Annotated in this window: 14 protein-coding genes; 3 read left to right on the top strand and 11 right to left on the bottom strand. The window is 67.9% G+C overall.

The genetic code is table 11. The features are described 5' to 3' along the window. Nucleotides 1–137: 137 nt before the first annotated feature. The 6 genes from HYV14_05020 to HYV14_04995 all read right to left on the bottom strand — a co-directional run bounded on the left by HYV14_05020 (nucleotide 138) and on the right by HYV14_04995 (nucleotide 7901). Nucleotides 138–2570 (bottom strand): trypsin-like peptidase domain-containing protein, encoded by a 2433-nt coding sequence (locus HYV14_05020; GenBank protein ID MBI2385360.1) that lies wholly within the window; start codon nucleotides 2568–2570, stop codon nucleotides 138–140. A 92-nt stretch (nucleotides 2571–2662) separates the two neighbouring features. Next, entirely contained in the window at nucleotides 2663–3007 is a 345-nt protein-coding gene (locus HYV14_05015) for a cupin domain-containing protein (protein ID MBI2385359.1), read from the bottom strand. A 22-nt stretch (nucleotides 3008–3029) separates the two neighbouring features. Next, complete coding sequence (locus tag HYV14_05010; GenBank protein MBI2385358.1) at nucleotides 3030–4535, bottom strand: ABC transporter substrate-binding protein; 1506 nt, start codon at nucleotides 4533–4535, stop codon at nucleotides 3030–3032. 3 nt (nucleotides 4536–4538) lie between these two features. After that, nucleotides 4539–5558: a methyltransferase domain-containing protein gene (locus HYV14_05005; protein ID MBI2385357.1), complete on the bottom strand. Its 1020-nt coding sequence runs from the start codon at nucleotides 5556–5558 to the stop codon at nucleotides 4539–4541. Then, nucleotides 5555–7285, bottom strand: coding sequence for a thiamine pyrophosphate-binding protein (locus tag HYV14_05000; protein MBI2385356.1), 1731 nt, complete (start codon nucleotides 7283–7285; stop codon nucleotides 5555–5557). Before HYV14_05000 ends, HYV14_05005 begins: the two co-directional genes overlap by 4 nt. 16 nt (nucleotides 7286–7301) lie before the next feature. Beyond that, on the bottom strand, nucleotides 7302–7901 hold the full coding sequence (locus tag HYV14_04995; protein MBI2385355.1) for a response regulator: 600 nt from the start codon (nucleotides 7899–7901) through the stop codon (nucleotides 7302–7304). An 88-nt stretch (nucleotides 7902–7989) separates the two neighbouring features. Between HYV14_04995 and HYV14_04990 the strand changes: the two genes are divergently transcribed. The 3 genes from HYV14_04990 to HYV14_04980 are packed head-to-tail and all read left to right on the top strand — an operon-like array spanning nucleotide 7990 to nucleotide 9987. Further along, nucleotides 7990–8715, top strand: a complete 726-nt coding sequence (locus HYV14_04990; protein ID MBI2385354.1) for a response regulator transcription factor — start codon at nucleotides 7990–7992, stop codon at nucleotides 8713–8715. Next, entirely contained in the window at nucleotides 8712–9239 is a 528-nt protein-coding gene (locus HYV14_04985; protein ID MBI2385353.1) for a hypothetical protein, read from the top strand. Before HYV14_04990 ends, HYV14_04985 begins: the two co-directional genes overlap by 4 nt. After that, nucleotides 9229–9987: a hypothetical protein gene (locus HYV14_04980; protein ID MBI2385352.1), complete on the top strand. Its 759-nt coding sequence runs from the start codon at nucleotides 9229–9231 to the stop codon at nucleotides 9985–9987. Before HYV14_04985 ends, HYV14_04980 begins: the two co-directional genes overlap by 11 nt. Here HYV14_04980 and HYV14_04975 read toward each other — a convergent pair. From HYV14_04975 to HYV14_04955, 5 genes are read right to left on the bottom strand one after another with little or no spacing between them, the layout of a single operon-like run. After that, nucleotides 9958–11112: a glycosyltransferase gene (locus HYV14_04975; GenBank protein MBI2385351.1), complete on the bottom strand. Its 1155-nt coding sequence runs from the start codon at nucleotides 11110–11112 to the stop codon at nucleotides 9958–9960. The genes HYV14_04980 and HYV14_04975 overlap by 30 nt on opposite strands. Nucleotides 11113–11116: 4 nt before the next feature. Beyond that, the gene (locus HYV14_04970) at nucleotides 11117–11713 is read right to left on the bottom strand and encodes a hypothetical protein (protein MBI2385350.1); all 597 of its coding nucleotides are present in this window, start codon (nucleotides 11711–11713) and stop codon (nucleotides 11117–11119) included. A gap of 30 nt (nucleotides 11714–11743) precedes the next feature. Further along, nucleotides 11744–13129, bottom strand: a complete 1386-nt coding sequence (locus HYV14_04965) for a c-type cytochrome (GenBank protein ID MBI2385349.1) — start codon at nucleotides 13127–13129, stop codon at nucleotides 11744–11746. Between the two features lies 1 nt (nucleotide 13130). After that, nucleotides 13131–14786 (bottom strand): cytochrome bc complex cytochrome b subunit, encoded by a 1656-nt coding sequence (locus HYV14_04960; protein ID MBI2385348.1) that lies wholly within the window; start codon nucleotides 14784–14786, stop codon nucleotides 13131–13133. A 15-nt stretch (nucleotides 14787–14801) separates the two neighbouring features. Then, nucleotides 14802–15383, bottom strand: coding sequence for a ubiquinol-cytochrome c reductase iron-sulfur subunit (locus tag HYV14_04955; protein MBI2385347.1), 582 nt, complete (start codon nucleotides 15381–15383; stop codon nucleotides 14802–14804). Nucleotides 15384–15432 lie beyond the last annotated feature (49 nt).

Raw genomic sequence — 15432 nt, 5'->3', positions numbered from 1 at the left:
GAGGAAGTTGTTTGCTGACTTCCGCCCACTGCTTCTCGGTCAATTCTCGCCAGGCCATGCGCCATCTCCCTGCTGAACAGGCATTCCTCGGCGGAAGAACCAATCATGCAATTTTCAGCAGGGTTGTTGGATGACTTCTAGTCAGAAATCTTCTCCAGACAATCCTTTTCTTCCACATCGTACTGTTTCAGGCCCCGTTGGATCTCGGAGATTTTCCCTTCGGCCACTGTACCGATGGCCCAGCCGATATCGAACGTCTGCTTGACCGTGAGCACCACTATGGCCGCGCCTGCGGCAGTGGTCGCGGCGCCCGACAGGGTGAGAGTCGCGGTCACGCGCAAGGCCGTGCCTCTCCCGGCGAGCGTGAATAGCCTTCCCGCCCTCGCCGCGCTCGCTATCCGAGCCGCCCTCGCGGCCCTCATCGAGGCGGCAATGGCCTCTTCGGCCTCGGCGGCAGCGGTCGTCGCCGTCGCAGACTTCGCGATCGTCACGGTGTCCGAGGCAGAGATCGGGCCGGCGTCCCGGCTCCCCACGGATGGGGCCGGAACAGGTTCCTCCTCCATCGGATCCGCGGGTTCCTCCGGATCTTTCTTATCGGGGTCGTAATGATCCAGCTCGTCGTGGCTCCGCTCCGATGTGTCGCGGACCTTCTCGACCTTGGTCTCATCGTTCGACACCTGTATAACCAAGGGCGCAGCTCCGCTCGCGTCGGTCGGGACCGACACCGATTGCGTGGACGCCGTCCCGTCCCACTCGAACGTGAACTTCACCGAGTGTCCGGACAGCGGGACCTTGCCGCCTTTGCAGGAAACCGCCACGGAGACTTCGAACGGCTCCGCACCCGCCTTCGCGGGGGCTGAAACCTTCACAAGCTCGCAAGTGGGTTTGGGAGGCGGGGGCGGCGGAGGTGCCGGTTCAGATTTCGGAGCCGGAGCGGCCTTGGCGACCGCCGGAGCCTTGGGCGTCGGAGTGCCGCTGCCTTTGAACAGCTTCCCGATCCCCCGAAACAGCGCGGGGATGCCTTTGAGGACGAGCACCGCTCCCAATTCCCCGAGGGCTTGACCCAGCTCCGCGCTGCCGTTGCCGGAGTACCCCCCCGAGTAGGACGAACTCGGGGAACTCCCCCCGCCGCAGTTTTGCACGCATACGCCATGGGGCACCGAAGGCGGAGGCGGAAGGTTCGGGATATTCCACGCGCCGAGGCCGGCCTCGGTCAGCGTGCTAGGGCGGGTTCGGGTCAGGATGGCGGCGGTGCCGGCGTCCTCGATGACCTCGAGCCCCGGGGCAGGGGGAAGCGCGAACGCGGGGTCGTCCAGCCAGCGCGTGAGGACGGGCGCGGGGATGGCGACGGGCCAGCGGCCCTCCTCCGTATCGGCGGGGCGGAGTACGAGCATTCCCGCGACTTCCCCCGCCTCATTCAGGATGGGGCCGCCGCTCATTTCAGGCGAAACGGCGGCATCGGTCTGAAAGCCGACGTCGCCGACCTTGGTCACGAGGCCCGAGGTCTTGGTCCAAAGTCCTGAGATCATCGTATGCCCGACGGCGGTGACAAGGTCGTCTTTCGCGGGGGCTGTCTCCGCGAGCGCCAGAGCGGGCCGGGGTAGATCCTCGACATAGGAGAGCGCGGCCACTCCGAGTTCGGGATGGCGGCGGATGACCGTCGCCGCGAGTTCGACGGGCTTCGCATCCGCGGTAAAAGCGAAGAGGTGGGGGTGGTCCGTATCGGCGACTACGGCTGAGTCAGTGACGAGCATTTCTCCGTTCTTCGTTCTCAGCAAGGCGGCGGCGGCGCGCCGGTCCTTCCACACGACGGAGAAAACGCTCTCTTCGGGCTTCCGCGTGACGGAACGCGCCGCCGTGATAGGGCCCGCATCCTTCGCGCGATGAGATGCGGCGAGGTCCGTGAATGCGGCGGCGCGGGCGCAGTAAAGATTGGAGCGGGCGGCGCCGGCGGCCTTGTCGGAGGCGAGCGCCAACGTCAACTTGCGGACCCGGGCGCGGAGCCTCTCGTATTGGGCATCGGTCAGCTTCGCCTGGGCTGAAGCCTGGTCGAGGGCTTCTTCGGCGGATTTCCCCTCCGTTCGAGCGCCGAGAAGCGCCACGAGCCACGGCGACGCTTCCCCTTTCTCGTTCTGGAATAAGCCGTCGCGGCCTGCCAGGAGTCTTCGGCGGGACTCAAGAGGCTCGCAGGGCGGTTCCGGGAAGCGCTGGGCCCAGGTGTAGTCGGTGACGGCGAGCGTGCGATAGATCGCGTCCAGGCTGGAGGCGCGGTCTTTGAAGAACGGCTTGAGTTCGGGAGACATTCGCGGCTTGAGCCGCGCGAGGGTTTCCTTTACCTGCGCCTCATCCCGGAAACCCTCGAAGCCGTCCGTCAAAACGAATAGGTCGGCCTGAAGGGCGGCAAGCCCCCTCGCGTCGGCGGGGCCGGAGCCCTCGGCCTCGATGGCCTTCGCGTCCGGGGCAAGGACGTAAGTCGAGAGCATGTACCAGAGCGGGTCGGTCGTGGTCTCGGCTCGGACGGGGACGGCGAAGGCGAGGAGGAGCGCGAGGGCCGCTTTAGCCGTTCTCACGGGCTTAGCATAAGCGCGCAAGCCCCCCAAGTCAATGCTTCCAAGAGAAGACGGGATTCGCGATCGAGCGCACGGCTTCAAACAGGCCTCATTCACGGCTCGATGTGGATATCCGCGCCGGGGCCGATCGCCAGCGCGGGACTGAAGAGCGAGATGGCTTCGCAGGAGCTGGAACCCGTCACGAATCGATGGCGAACGCCGCGCGGGATCAAAAGGACGCTCCCTGCCGTGACGCGGTACTTGCGGCGTCCCAGGTAGGCGGTCATCGAGCCCGCCGTGCAGTAGACGAACTCCGCCGTGCGGCGATGGTGGATCTTGGGAAGTTCCGTCCGGGGCGGGAGGTGCTCGTGCAGTATCGAGACGTCGCCGAACAAACCTCCGTCCTCGAGGGTCCGTGTCACCAGGTTGCCGAAACGCGAACCCCGGAGTCGCTTCACATGCGTCGCAAGAAGCCGCTTTCTAGTCGTTTTGAGGGGCATGGGCCGAGGCTCCGAAGAAGTAAGGCATGCCGGAAACGTACGGGGTGAAGGTGACCCCGCGTCTCAGGCCGTAGGTGCGAATACGCTGGTAAGTCGGCAGAGCCAGGAATTCCGAATGGATGTAGGCGTCCAGCTCTTCGGATACTTCGCGCTGTTCATCGACATCCAGCGTTTTGACCAGTTTTTCCAAACGTTCATCGACGCCCGCGATCGGAGTCAGGGAAAAGGGAGAGTTCCTCGCCAGGAAAATGGAGCGGATGAAAAAGGCATGATGCATCGGATCCGGGCAATCATAGATCGCGATGTCCCATTGGTCTCGATGTTTAAGACGGTCGTACAACTGCGAGTCCGCGACCGGGGTGGAGTCGAACACGATGCCGACTCGCTCCAACTGTTTTGCCAATATCTGCCCTGTGCGGACGGCGTTGATTTTCATCAGCACCTTCAGTCGGAATCCCTTTGGATATCCTTCCTCTTGGAGGATGCGCCGCGCTTTGACGGGATCATACGGATACGGTTCGAGATCCGCATTGTGGCCGAATTCGCCGGGCAAGGTGAGCGTTCCGATCGGCAGGCCGTTGCCCAGGATGTCGTACCGGACCAAGGCCTTTCGGTCTATGCCCAGGTTAAGGGCCTCTCGAATCCTCTTATTCGAGAGCGGCTTACGTGCGACGTTGAAATTGCCCGCGACGGTATAGAACGTCGGTTTTTTGACCACGATCGTCCGTGAAGACGCCTGCACATCCAATGTGCGGGTCCCGGGAAGATTCGTCAGGATGTCGAGTTCTCCGGACAGCAGCGCGTCGACCTGCTTGTCGAGCGGGAGGAATCTGAAGACGAGTTCATCGCTCTTGGGAGATCCGCGTTCCCAATAGGCGCGGTTCGCCCCCAAAACGATCCGTTCGCCCTTCACCCAGCGCCTGAAAACGAAAGGGCCGCTGCCGACCGGATTCTCGCGAAGGGCATCCTCGCTCTGCGTCCCGTAATACTTCGGAGGCACCATGACCATGAACCCCGCGAGCCGGTTCAACAACAGACCGTCGGGATACTTCGTTATCACGTTGACCGTGTTTTCGGCGACGATCTGGACTCGCTCGACCGAGTCGATGAAGCCGAGCGCGGGGAATGCCGTGGCGGGATTCAGGTAGCGCTCGACGCTGAACTTCACGCTCTCCGCGTTGAAGGGCTCACCGTTATGGAACGAGACGCCTTCGCGAAGCTTGAATTGGATCGTTTTCGGGTCGAGTTGGCGCCATTCCGTCGCGAGCGCGGGCTCGATCACTCCGTCCGGACCGAAGCGGACTAGCCCCTCGAACATCTGCTGCACGATCGTATGGTTCTTCTCGGAGAACTCCTTCTGCGGGTCGAGGGTCAACGGGTCCTGGACGTCGTCGCAGACGGTCAGGACCGCGGCCGGGGGCTCGGGCGCGGCGGCGGATGCCGGCGCGGACAGGAGCAGCGGGAGCAGCGCCAGGGACGTCCTCACTCTCTATTTTTCCTTGACGCCGATGATGATCCGCGAGCTATTCCGGGATTTTACCGCAATACGATGCTCCCGAAGACGCGTAAAACCGGCGCGGCGCAGCCATTTCGCGTATTCCACGGCGCTGTAGGTCCGCCCCCCCTCCGTGTAAGCGAGCATGTGCACCGAGAACAGCGCCCCGAAAACGGGCCGCACCCGGTCCGCGTCGAGCATGAAGTCGTGGACGATGATCCTCCCCCCGGGCTTCAGCGCCCGGAAGCTCTCCTCGATGAGGCGGCGGTTGACCTCGGGGCTCTCGTCGTGCGTGATGTGAGAGAGGAGGACGAGATCGAACTCCTCCCGGCCGAAGACGGCGTCGCGGTAGTTCCCCGCCTTCAGCCGCGTCCGGGCGGCGAGGAGCGGGTGCTCGGAGAGCATCCGGCGGGTGACCTTGAGCGTGCTCGGCAGGTCGAGGAGCGTCGCGCGCAGCTCCGGGTTCGCGCGGAGGAACGCCAGGCTGTAGGTCCCGGGGCCCGCCCCGACGTCGAGCAGGCGGCTTCCGGGCGCGGGGGCGGCGATCGCGGCGATCTCCGCCGCGGGCCCGCGGGCGATGTTGTCCATCCCGCGGATATACTCCTGCGTGAAGCCCTTATGGCGCAGGAGCCAATACTCGAGCGGGCGCACCGCGCCGCCCTTGCCGATCGAATGCCGCAGCTCGCCCCAAGCGTCCCAGATCATCTCTTGGTACTTCAGATTGTCGCCCATATAGCCGGGCCGGCCCCGGACCAGATAACGGGAGGAGATCGGAGCGTTGGAGTAGAGCCGCCCTCGCTTGCGCAGGTAGCCGACGGCGGTCAGCGCGTCGAGCAGTATCTCCACGGCCCGGGCGTCCAAAGACAGCGCTCTCGCGAGCGCCGGCGCGGTCCGCGGTGATTCCAGCGGCGTGAAGACGTCGAGGTACGCCGCCACCATGAGGATCTTGGCTTTGCGGTAGCCCATGATCTCGTCGATCAGGCGGTCGGCGGAAACGGGTATCTCGGTTCTCATACGGCTCCTCCCACGAACAGCTTGTCGAGCGAGCGGACGCGCGAGTGGATCGGCGGGACCTCGGCGGCGTCGACGAGCACGTCGACCACCGCCGGGCGGCCCGAGGCCAGGGCGTCGGCGACCGCGGCCCCGATGTCGCCGGGCCGGACGACGCGCCGCGACCAGGCGCCCAGGGCCCGCGCGACGCCCGCGACGTCCATGCGCCGGAACTCGGTGCCCATCGTGCGGCCCTTGTACTGCAGGGTCTGCCCGTGGTGCACCGCGTTGAGGCGCGCGTCGTTGAGGACGACCCACACGACGGGGGCGTTCTCGGTCACGGCCGTCGAGACCTCCATGCCCGCCATCGCGAAGCCTCCGTCGCCCACGACGGCGATCACCGGGCGGCCCGGCGCGGCGAGCTTGCCCCCGACCGCGGCGGCCACGCCGAAGCCCATCGCCGCGAACTCCCCCCAGTTGTGGATGAAGGCGTTGCGTCCCGTCGCGGTCAGGTAATGCGTCGCCCAGAGGGTGTTGGCGCCGACGTCGAGGAAGAGCAGGGCGTCCTCGGGGAGGGCCGCGTCGAGCTCGCTCATGAGCCTCTGCGGCTTGATCGGCGTCGCGTCGGAGGCCATGGCGTCCTTGTCCAGGTAGGCCGGGACGCCCGCCTTGAACCTCGAGAAGGCCCCCCGCGCGCCTTCCGGCGGCGCCTCGCCGCGCGCCAGGCCGCGGCGCAGCTCGAAGAGGAGCTCGCGCAAGGTCGTCTTCGCGTCCCCCGCGAGCGCGACCTCGACGGGATAATTGCGGCCGATCGTCGCCGGCTCGACGTCCTGCTGCATCAGCGCGCCGGCGCCGAGCCGCGGGTCCCAGCCGGAGGTCGAGTTCTCGTGCAGGCTGCTGCCGACGACCAGGAGCGCGTCCGTCCCCTCGGACAGGAGATAGCGCTCGGAGAGGGGCGAGCTCGCCAGGCCGAACACGCGCAGGGAAAGCGGATGAGTCTCCGGGAACGCGCCCTTGCCCTTCGGCGTGGTCGCCACCGGGATCGACAGCAGCTCCGCCAGCTCGAGGAGCTCGGCCTGCGCGCCGCCGAGGTTGACGCCGTGCCCGGCGAGTATGCCCGGGCGCCGGGCGTCGAGCAGGCGCCGGGCGCAGCGCTGGACCGCCTCGCGGTCGAACAGGCGCGGCTCGCTGCGGTACTGCGGCGGCGCGAGGGGCGCGCCGGCGGCGGGAAGGAGCATGAGGTCGGTCGGGACGCTGAGATGAACGGGGCCGCGCCGTCCCGTCATCGCCGTGCGCAGGGCCTGGCGCAGGACGGTCCCGGCGGCGGCGGGGTTCGCCAGCATCGCGCTCATCTTCGTGATCGGACGGAACAGCGCCACGGTGTCGACGCCGCTCTCCGTCGAATCCTGAAGGGAGCCCTTCCCGAACGACGCCGTCGAGGTCTGCGCCGTGAGGACCAGGACCGGGAGGCCGTCGGTCTTCGCCGCGGCCACGGCGGTGACGGCGTTGGTCGCGCCCGGCCCCGTCGTCAGAAGGCAGACTCCGGCCCGCCCGGTCACCCGCGCGTCGCCCAAGGCCATGAACGCGGCGCCGGCCTCGTGCCGCGGGGCCACCAGGCGCAGCCCGGGCTCGCCGTGGAACGCGTCGAACAGCGGGGTCGCGGGTCCCCCGGGGATGCCGTAGACCGTGCGCACGCCTTCGCGCTTCAGCTGGCCGAGGATGAGCTCCGCGACGGTGTTCGCTTCGGGCATGGGCGGATGCCCGGGGTCAGCGCTCCGCTCGCGCGGACCGGGACGGCGCAGACGGCCCTCTCAGGAGCTCGACGGCGCGCCCCGTCAGCTCCACGAGGTCGAGAGGCTTGCGGAAGAACCCGTCGATCTTAAGGTCCACGAGCTTCTTCCCGCTGAAGGGCAGCTTCTGGCCGCTGACGGCGATGATCTTGATGCCTCTGGTCTCGGGTTTTTCCTTGAGGACCCGGCACACCTGGATGCCGTCCATCTTCGGGATGACGATGTCGAGTATGACCAGGTCGGGCGGCCGGCTCCCGATGCGTATCAGCGCGTTGATGCCGTCGGCGCAGGTCTCCACGTCGAAATCGGGATGCTGCGAGAACGCCCGGGCGATGAGCTCGGCCGTCTCTTTTTCATCGTCGACGACCAGGATGCGCTTGCGCGTGACGAGCTCGGCCGGGAGCCTCATGTTGAGGCGGACGAGGAGATCGATCAGGTCTTCGCGCGTCACGCGGTGGTGGCCGCCGGCGGTCTGGTGCGCGCGCAGCTTCCCGCCGTTGATCCAATGCATGACGCTCGAGGGATATACGTCGCAGAATCGGGCGATGTCGTAAGTCGTGTAGGTTCTTTCGGGCATTTTGTCCTTATGCTTCGTTTGCTTCGTTTGCTTAGTATACACCGTTTGCTCTTTGCGGTCAACGCGAATTCAGCCTAAACTAATGGGGATGAGCGACCAGAGATCGCGGCGGACCCTCGTCGTCGAGGACGACCCCGAGATGCGGATGATCTACGGCGCGCTGCTCCAGTCCCTCTCGGAGGAGGGCTTCACCGCTCTCTTCGCCGAGGACGCGGAGCGGGCGCTGGAGATCCTGCGCTCCCAGGACGTGGACCTCGTGATGCTCGACTGGGGCTTGCCGGGCATCTCCGGAGAGGCTTTGCTCCGGGCCCTGCGCGCGAACCTGAGGACGCGGTCCCTCGGCGTCCTCATGGTCACCGGGCGCAACGACCTCACCGACGAGCTCCACGCGCTCGATATCGGGGCGGACGACTATCTGGCCAAGCCTTTCGAGGAGGACGAGCTCCTCGCCCGGCTCCGGAGCCTGGGCCGCAGGCTCGACGCGGACGCCGACCGGCGGCTCGAGGTGTCGTATCCCGGCTTCGAGTTCGAGTTCCGCTCCAGCCTGCTCCGCGTCGAGGGAAAGCCCGTTCAGCTGACCGCGAAGGAGCGGGACCTTCTCGGGATATTCCTGCGCCGGCCGAACTTCGCCCACGGGACCGCGGAGCTTTGGGAGGAGTTATGGGGCTACCGGTCGGATCACTGGGAAAGCCGGCTTTTCGTCACGCTGGCCTCGCTGAGGAGGAAGCTCGGGGAGGGGTGGGGCGGGCGCCTCCAGCGCGACGCGGGCGGGGGCTTCGTCTTCCGCCTCGAGACGGCGCCGCCCGGGCCGTGAATCGGCTCCTCCTCGCCGTCTGCCTCTCGTTGGCCTCGCACCTCGCGGCCGTGGAGCCGCGCGCGAAGGCGCAGGCGCGCCGCGAGCCCGCCGGGACCGCCCGGCTCTATCAAACGGGCGTCGATTCCTACGCCCGAGGAGACCTCCCGGCGGCTTTGGCCGCGTTCCGCGAGGTGACGCGCCGCGAGCCGGGGCACCGCTCGGCGCTCGCCGCGGTGCGCCGCTTGGAGTCGGAGCTCGGCGCTCCGCCGGCGCGGGATCCCTCGCCGCCGCCCGCGGCGGCGTCTGGCCGTCTGGAGAGGTTCCTGCTCCGCTCGGTCCCCCGCTGGTTCCGATTCGAGCGGACCTTCGGAGACCCGCTCAGCGACGTCGGCACGCTGACCGCGCTCAACGCGCGCGTCGTCCAGCTCATGGGGGAGAGACGGATGGCGCTGGCCAGGAACAGGAGCTTCGCCAAGGACCGCGAGCTGCGGGCGCTCCTTCGGCGCGCGCCGCTCGCGTCGCGGGTCATCGATGAGGTGTGAACCGCCCTCGGGAGCCGGCGCGCTCGTCGTGACGAGGGAGCCTCTCGAGGCGCCTTACCGCGAGGCGTTCGAGGGCCTGCTCGCGGAATGGCCGGAGCCGCTCGAGACCGCGCGCGCCGGACGGCCCTTGCCGCCGGGGCCGCACGGGGTGATCATCGCGTTCGGCGGACGCGCCGCGATGACGGCGCACGGGGCCGACGCGCCGATGGTCGCGGCTCTCGCCCCGGGCTATCGCGCCCGCGGACGGAAGTCCGCGACCGTCCGCGTCGAGCTCACCCCTTCGCCGGAACGCGTCATCAGGCTGCTCGCGGCGGCCGGAGTGCGCCGCCTGCTCGTCGTGCGCGCGTCGCCGCTGGACCCCGATTTCGAGCGCCGCGCGCGAGACGCGGGGATCGCCTCCGGCGTCGCGATCGCGGACGCGATCCTCTCTTCGCCGGATCGTCTGCCCGGCCTGCTGCGCCGGCTCGGGCCCGCCGCGGACGCGGTTTGGCTGGCACCCGACCCGGCCGCGGTCACGCCCGAGACCTTCGCCGCCGCGCGCGATTTCTCCCGGGCGCGCTCGATCCCGTTCTTCGCGCCCACCGCCGGCCTCGTCGCCGGCGGAGTCCGCGGCGAACTCACCGTCTCCTTCGGCGATTGCGGCCGCGAGGCCGCCCGCGCGGCCCGGGAGCTGCTGGCGGGGCGGGCGGTTCCCGCCGCGGTCTATCCGCGCGGAGCCTCAGCGCGCGAGCCTGAGACGGCCCGCTGACTCCCCGATAAGGGCGGCGATCTCTCCGGCGGCCCGCGCTGCCGCGCCGGGGCGCCCGGCGTCCGCCGCGCAAGCTCGAAGCCGGGCGAGGACCGGCCCGTCGTGAAGCAGGGCCGCCGCGAGACGCGCGGCCCGCTCTGGAGAGCCGCCGTCGATCGCCGCGCCCGCGGCCCGGAGATGACGGGCGTTGACCTCCTCCTGCCCCGGCAGCGGGCTCGTCAGGACCATCGGCAGCCCGGCGGCGAGGCTTTCCGACGAGCTGAGCCCCCCCGGCTTGCCGAGGTGGAGGTCGGAGGCGGCCATCATCGCGGCGACGAGCGCGGACGGCTGCGGCCCGAACGCGCGCAGGCGGGCGCCGGCCTCGCGCCGGGCGGAGAGCGACGCCCTCAGGCGGTCGTCGGCCCCGCACAGGACGAGGAGGCGGGCGCGCGGGCTCTCGGCCAGCAGGACCGCCGCCGCGCGGTCGAGGCCGCCCAACCCCTTCCCCCCTCCGGACAGCAAGACCACCGGGGCGGAGAGCGGCAGCGCCAGCGCGCGGCGCGCCTCCTCCCGCGACGGGAGGACGGAGAAGGCCAGGCTGATGGGGATGCCGGTGTCGCGCAGGCGCGCGCGGGGCGCGCCCAGGGCCGCCAGGGCCTCCACGGCGGCGGGGCCCGGGGCCAGGGTGAGGTCGGCCGGGGGATCGGCCCAGAACGGATGGGCGCCGTAGTCGGTGAGCACCGAGACCACGGGGATATCCAGTTCGCCGCGGGCCCGCGCCGCGCTCAGCACCGCCGCGACGGCGGCCTGGGGGCAGACGACGGCCTGGGCGCCGGAGCGCCGCACGCCCTCTCTCAGGCGCCGGGCGCCGCCGAAGCCGAGGTAGGCGGAGCGCGCCGCCCGCAGGAGCGTTCGCGCCCACTCGCCGCGGTACATCGCCCCGTAGAGGCCGGGGGCGGCGCGCAGGAGCGCGTGATATCCCCGCGCGACGGCCGATCCAGCGCCCGGATGATGGTCCCCCGCGATCTCTATGGAGGAAAAAGCGAGGCCGGCCTTTCGGCCGGCCTCCGCGATCGCCGACGCCGCCGCGGAGTGCCCGCTCGGCTGGTAGCCGTAGACGAGCAGCGCCCGGGCGACCTCGTTCAATCGATCAAAGGTCCTTCGCTTCCTTCAGCTCCTCGTAGCGCTTCGGGTTCTTCGTCTTCAGCTGCTCGACGAGGCCCTTGCGGTGCGCCGCCCAGGCCGCCGCGTTGGCGCCGGTCTTGCGCTTGATGGAGTCGTAGGCCAGGAACTCGTAGATGGCCTTGCCGTCGGCCTTCTGGATGCCGCAGCCGGGCTTGTTCATCATCCGCTTCACGTAGCGGCTCCAGACCTTGGTCTCGACCTGCCACACCGTGTTGTCGGCGAACAGCTCGGGCTGGGCCTTCTTGAGGGCGGCGAGCGCGGCCTCCTGCTTCTTGTCGTCGATGCCGCCTTCGGGCTCGACGAAGCGGCTGTTCAGCGGCCGCGAAGCGGCGTGGCACTGGGCGCAGCCGCCCTTCGTGCTGATCAGCTTCTTGTAGCCGGCCTGCACGTTGGCGGGGTAGGACTTGAGGACGGCGTCGGGCAGGGTCTCGGGCCCGAAATCGTTCGGGTACGGGTTCGTGAGAGCCTTTTCCTTCTCCGTCATCTCGGCGGAATGAACAGGTGCGGCGAAAGCCGCGCCCAACAGCGCGACGGCGGCGATCAAAGTCAGCTTGCGGTTCATGTGATTCCCCCTATATGGTTGCGTCGTCGGTCAAAACCCGCTGTCGTCCTTCACGCCGATGCTGATCAGCCAGGTCGCGAGGTCTTCCAGCTCAGCCTTCGAGATCTTGCCCTTCCACGCCGGCATGTACACCATCGGCATGGGCCCCTTCGGGCTCCACTTCTTGGCCTCGGCGGCCGGCACGCCCGCCTCGATCTTGTGGATGAGCTCGTCGCGCGTGTAGGTGCCCACCAGCTTCGGCAAGGTCGGCTCCGCGCCCAGGTTCATCTGCGCGAACTGCTCGTCCTCGGGCATCTTCTCGTCGTACTCCTTCTGCCCGTCGCCCGCCGCGTTGAAGCGGCGGCGGCCCTGCTTGGCGTCGATGCCGTGGCAGCCCTGGCAGCCGTACTTCTGGTAGACGTATTTGCCGTGGGCCGCGCCCGTCAACTGGGGCTCCCGCGCCGGCGGCGCCGGGACGTGATACCGGTACGGGATGACCTCTTCCTTCGTCATGCCCGACAGGTAGGCCACGATCGCGTCGGCCTCGTCCTTGCCGATCTCCTTCGTGAAGTCGGGCATGCCCGACGGCGGGATCGGCTCGGCGTTGAGCTTGGCGAACGGGTCGTTCGGCGTGACCTCGGCGGGGTCGTTGACCAGGTGGGCGCGGATCCAGTTCTGGATGTTCCAGTGGCTGTCGTGGTGCTCGTCGGGCAGCTCCTTGCCGTCGATGCGGACGCGCTTGAAGTTGTAGCCGGCGATGCGCTCGAAGGGCTTGTCGGCGATGTCGCCGAGCTCCACCGAGATGACGCCGCCCTTGCCGTTGATCGCGTGGCAGCCCTGGCAGCCGTGCTTGTTGAACAGCTTCTTGCCCGCGGCCGCGACCTCCGCCCCCTTGAGCGTCTCGAAGTCGTCATGGCACTTCACGCAGGCGCCCTGGATGGTCACGCCCTTGAGCATGGGCTTCTCCCAGTGCTTGACCCAGCCGTGCGCGGCGTCCACGGTCGTGGCGAGGCCCTGGCCGGAATGGCACGAGGTGCAGCCGAACTTGTTGAACGGGTGCGCCTTGATCAGCGCCGTGTCCACCTTCGGGTGCGCCTTGTACGGGTGCTCGGTGAAGTCGTTCTTGAGCGTGGTGTTCGTGTACTCGTCCATGCCCACGTGGCAGGTCACGCAGCGGTCGAAGCGTCCGAGGTCGACGGAGATGATCTGCTTGACCTCGAGCGGCGAGCGGCGCATCTTCCTCGCCGCGAGCTTGAGGTCGGCGGACTTCTTCTCGTCCTTCTCGGCGGCCGCCTGCTTGTCCATCTCGTCGGCGGCCATCTGGTAGTACTTCTTCTGGTAGGGCTTCCACTCGGCGTTGAAGTCCTTGGCGAAGGCCCAGACGAAGGCCGCCAGCATCAGTGCGTTCGAGGCGATGAATGCTTTTCGGTAGCTCATGTCAGAAGTTCATGCTGATCGAGGGGATCGTCAGCACGTATTTGATGTTGAACGCGAGACGAGCGCACATCTTGAGGAGGACGCTCATCGTGCTGACGACCAGGACCATCGTGACGAGATACCGCGGCCAGTCCAAGGTCCGGATGTGGCGCTGCGGCAGGACGAAGCCGTAATAGAAGGAAGCCCCGGTGAAGAAGAGCAGGAAGGCGCCTTCGACCGGCCCCATCTTGCCCAGCGCCATGCCGATCCCGGCGACGACGGCGACGACCGCCAGGAAAGCGCCCATCGTCTTCTTCCCGTCGAGCTCCTTCTGGATCAGCTTCGGCAGGAGCATCCAGGCCGCGGCGACCGCGCCCATCAGCGGGATGCCGAGCAGCATAGAGTAGGCGGCCGCGTCCTTGGGGCCGAAGACGCTCCAGGTGGGCGGCGGCGCCGCCTTGGGCATGAGCCAGTCCTCCCAAGGCCAGTACCACGCGTAGTTCGGGCCGCGCAGGGCGTAGCCGATGTAGATCAGGGCGAACCACATCACGACGCCGAGCATGAACAAGGTGTTCGCGAACGGCCGGTCTTTCCAGGCATAGGATCCAATCCCCTTAGGATTGGTATCAATGTACGGGATGGCGATCAGGCCGACGATGATCAGGCCGGGCATGACGACGCCGGCGATCCACGGATCGAAGTACACCAGCAGTTCCTGCAGTCCGACGAAATACCACGGCGCCTTGGAGGGGTTCGTGGTGACGTTCGGGTTGGCGATCGCCTCGAGCGGCGCGTTCTGGAGGATGGACCAGACCATGATGAACAGCACGGTCGCCGCGGCGGCGATGTACTCGCGCTTGACGAGGTGCGGCCAGACGTCCACCTTCTCCTCGTTCGCGACGTACGGCGCGGCCGAGAAGCTGTCCTTGCGGATGCGCCAGAAGTGGAGGATCAGCAGGATCCCGACGACGAGCGGCACCGCCACGCAGTGCATGACGTAGAAGCGCAGGAGCGTGTTCTCGCCGACCATCGTGCCGCCGAGCAAGGTGAAGCGCACGTCGTTGTTGATGCGCATGCCGACGAGCGAGCCGAGCGGGCCCTCGTTGCCGAGCACGGGCGTGGCGCCCGCCATGTTCGTGCCGACGGTGACGGCCCAGATCGCCAGCTGGTCCCACGGCAGCAGGTAGCCGGTGAAGGAAAGGAACAAAGTCAGAGTCAGCAGCAGAACGCCGATGCCCCAGTTGAACTCGCGGGGCTTCTTATACGCGCCGGTCAGGAACACGCGCACCATGTGCGCGATGACGGCGACGACCATCGCCTGGGCGGCCCAGCGGTGGGCGTTGCGCAGGAACATGCCGAGCGTGACCGCGAACTCGAGGTCCTTGATGTCGCGGTAGGCCAGGCCGATCGTCGGGCGGTAGTAGAACATCAGCGCCACGCCGGTGAGCGTCAGGATCAGGTAGAGCGCGAAGGAGATGCCGCCCATGCCCCAGGTGTACAGCCACTCGAGCGCGCGGGGCCGGACCTTGACGGGGTGGAGGTGCAGCCAGACGTTGCCGATGATGTGGCCGGCGCGGTCGCGAGGGGTGTCCTTCCAGACGCCGCCGCGGAACACGGACCGCCAGAGCTGGGAGTCGATGACCTCTTTCTTGATCTTCTCGATGTCGAGCGTGGGCATGGTGATCGTTTATCCTCAGGCGGACGCGTAGTTCGCGAAGTAGGGCGCGTTCTCGCGCTTGCCGGGCTTGTTCTCCAAGACGGCCTTGTCCACGATCAGGTCGCCGGTCGGGGCCAGCTCCACCTTCGTGCGCCACAGCGGCATCGGCGCGGGGCCGGCGATCACGTCGCCGTCGAGGGTGTAGTTGGAGCCGTGGCACGGGCACTTGAAGCGGTTCTGGTCGCCCCACCAGTTCGGCGTGCAGCCGAGGTGGGTGCAGCGCGCCCACATCGCGTAGAAGCCCGACGGCGTGCGCACGATCCAGACGCGCTGCTCGTTGAGCCACTTCGTCGAGACGCCGAGGTCGTAGCCCGACGCCTGGCCGGCGTTGAACTTCTGCGACGGCTCGTAGATCACGTTCGGGAACATGAAGCGCGCGCCGGCGGCCGCGGAGGCGGCGAAGAAGGCGGCGAGCATGCTCCAGCCGGCCCAGAGGAAGTCCCCGCGGGAGATCGGCTTAGCGGGCTTGACGGGCGCGGCGGGGGCCGCGGCGACGGGCGCGGCGGGCGAGGCGGGCGCCTTGGGAGTCGAGTCGGGAGCCGGATTCGTTTCGCTCATTTTTGTCGTTTCTTACCTGTGTCAGTTTTGAGAAAAGATTAGCGCCGAG

Source organism: Elusimicrobiota bacterium (genome assembly GCA_016182905.1).
Lineage (GTDB): Bacteria > Elusimicrobiota > Elusimicrobia > UBA1565 > UBA9628 > GWA2-66-18.
This window is presented reverse-complemented; position numbering and strand designations above follow the sequence as displayed.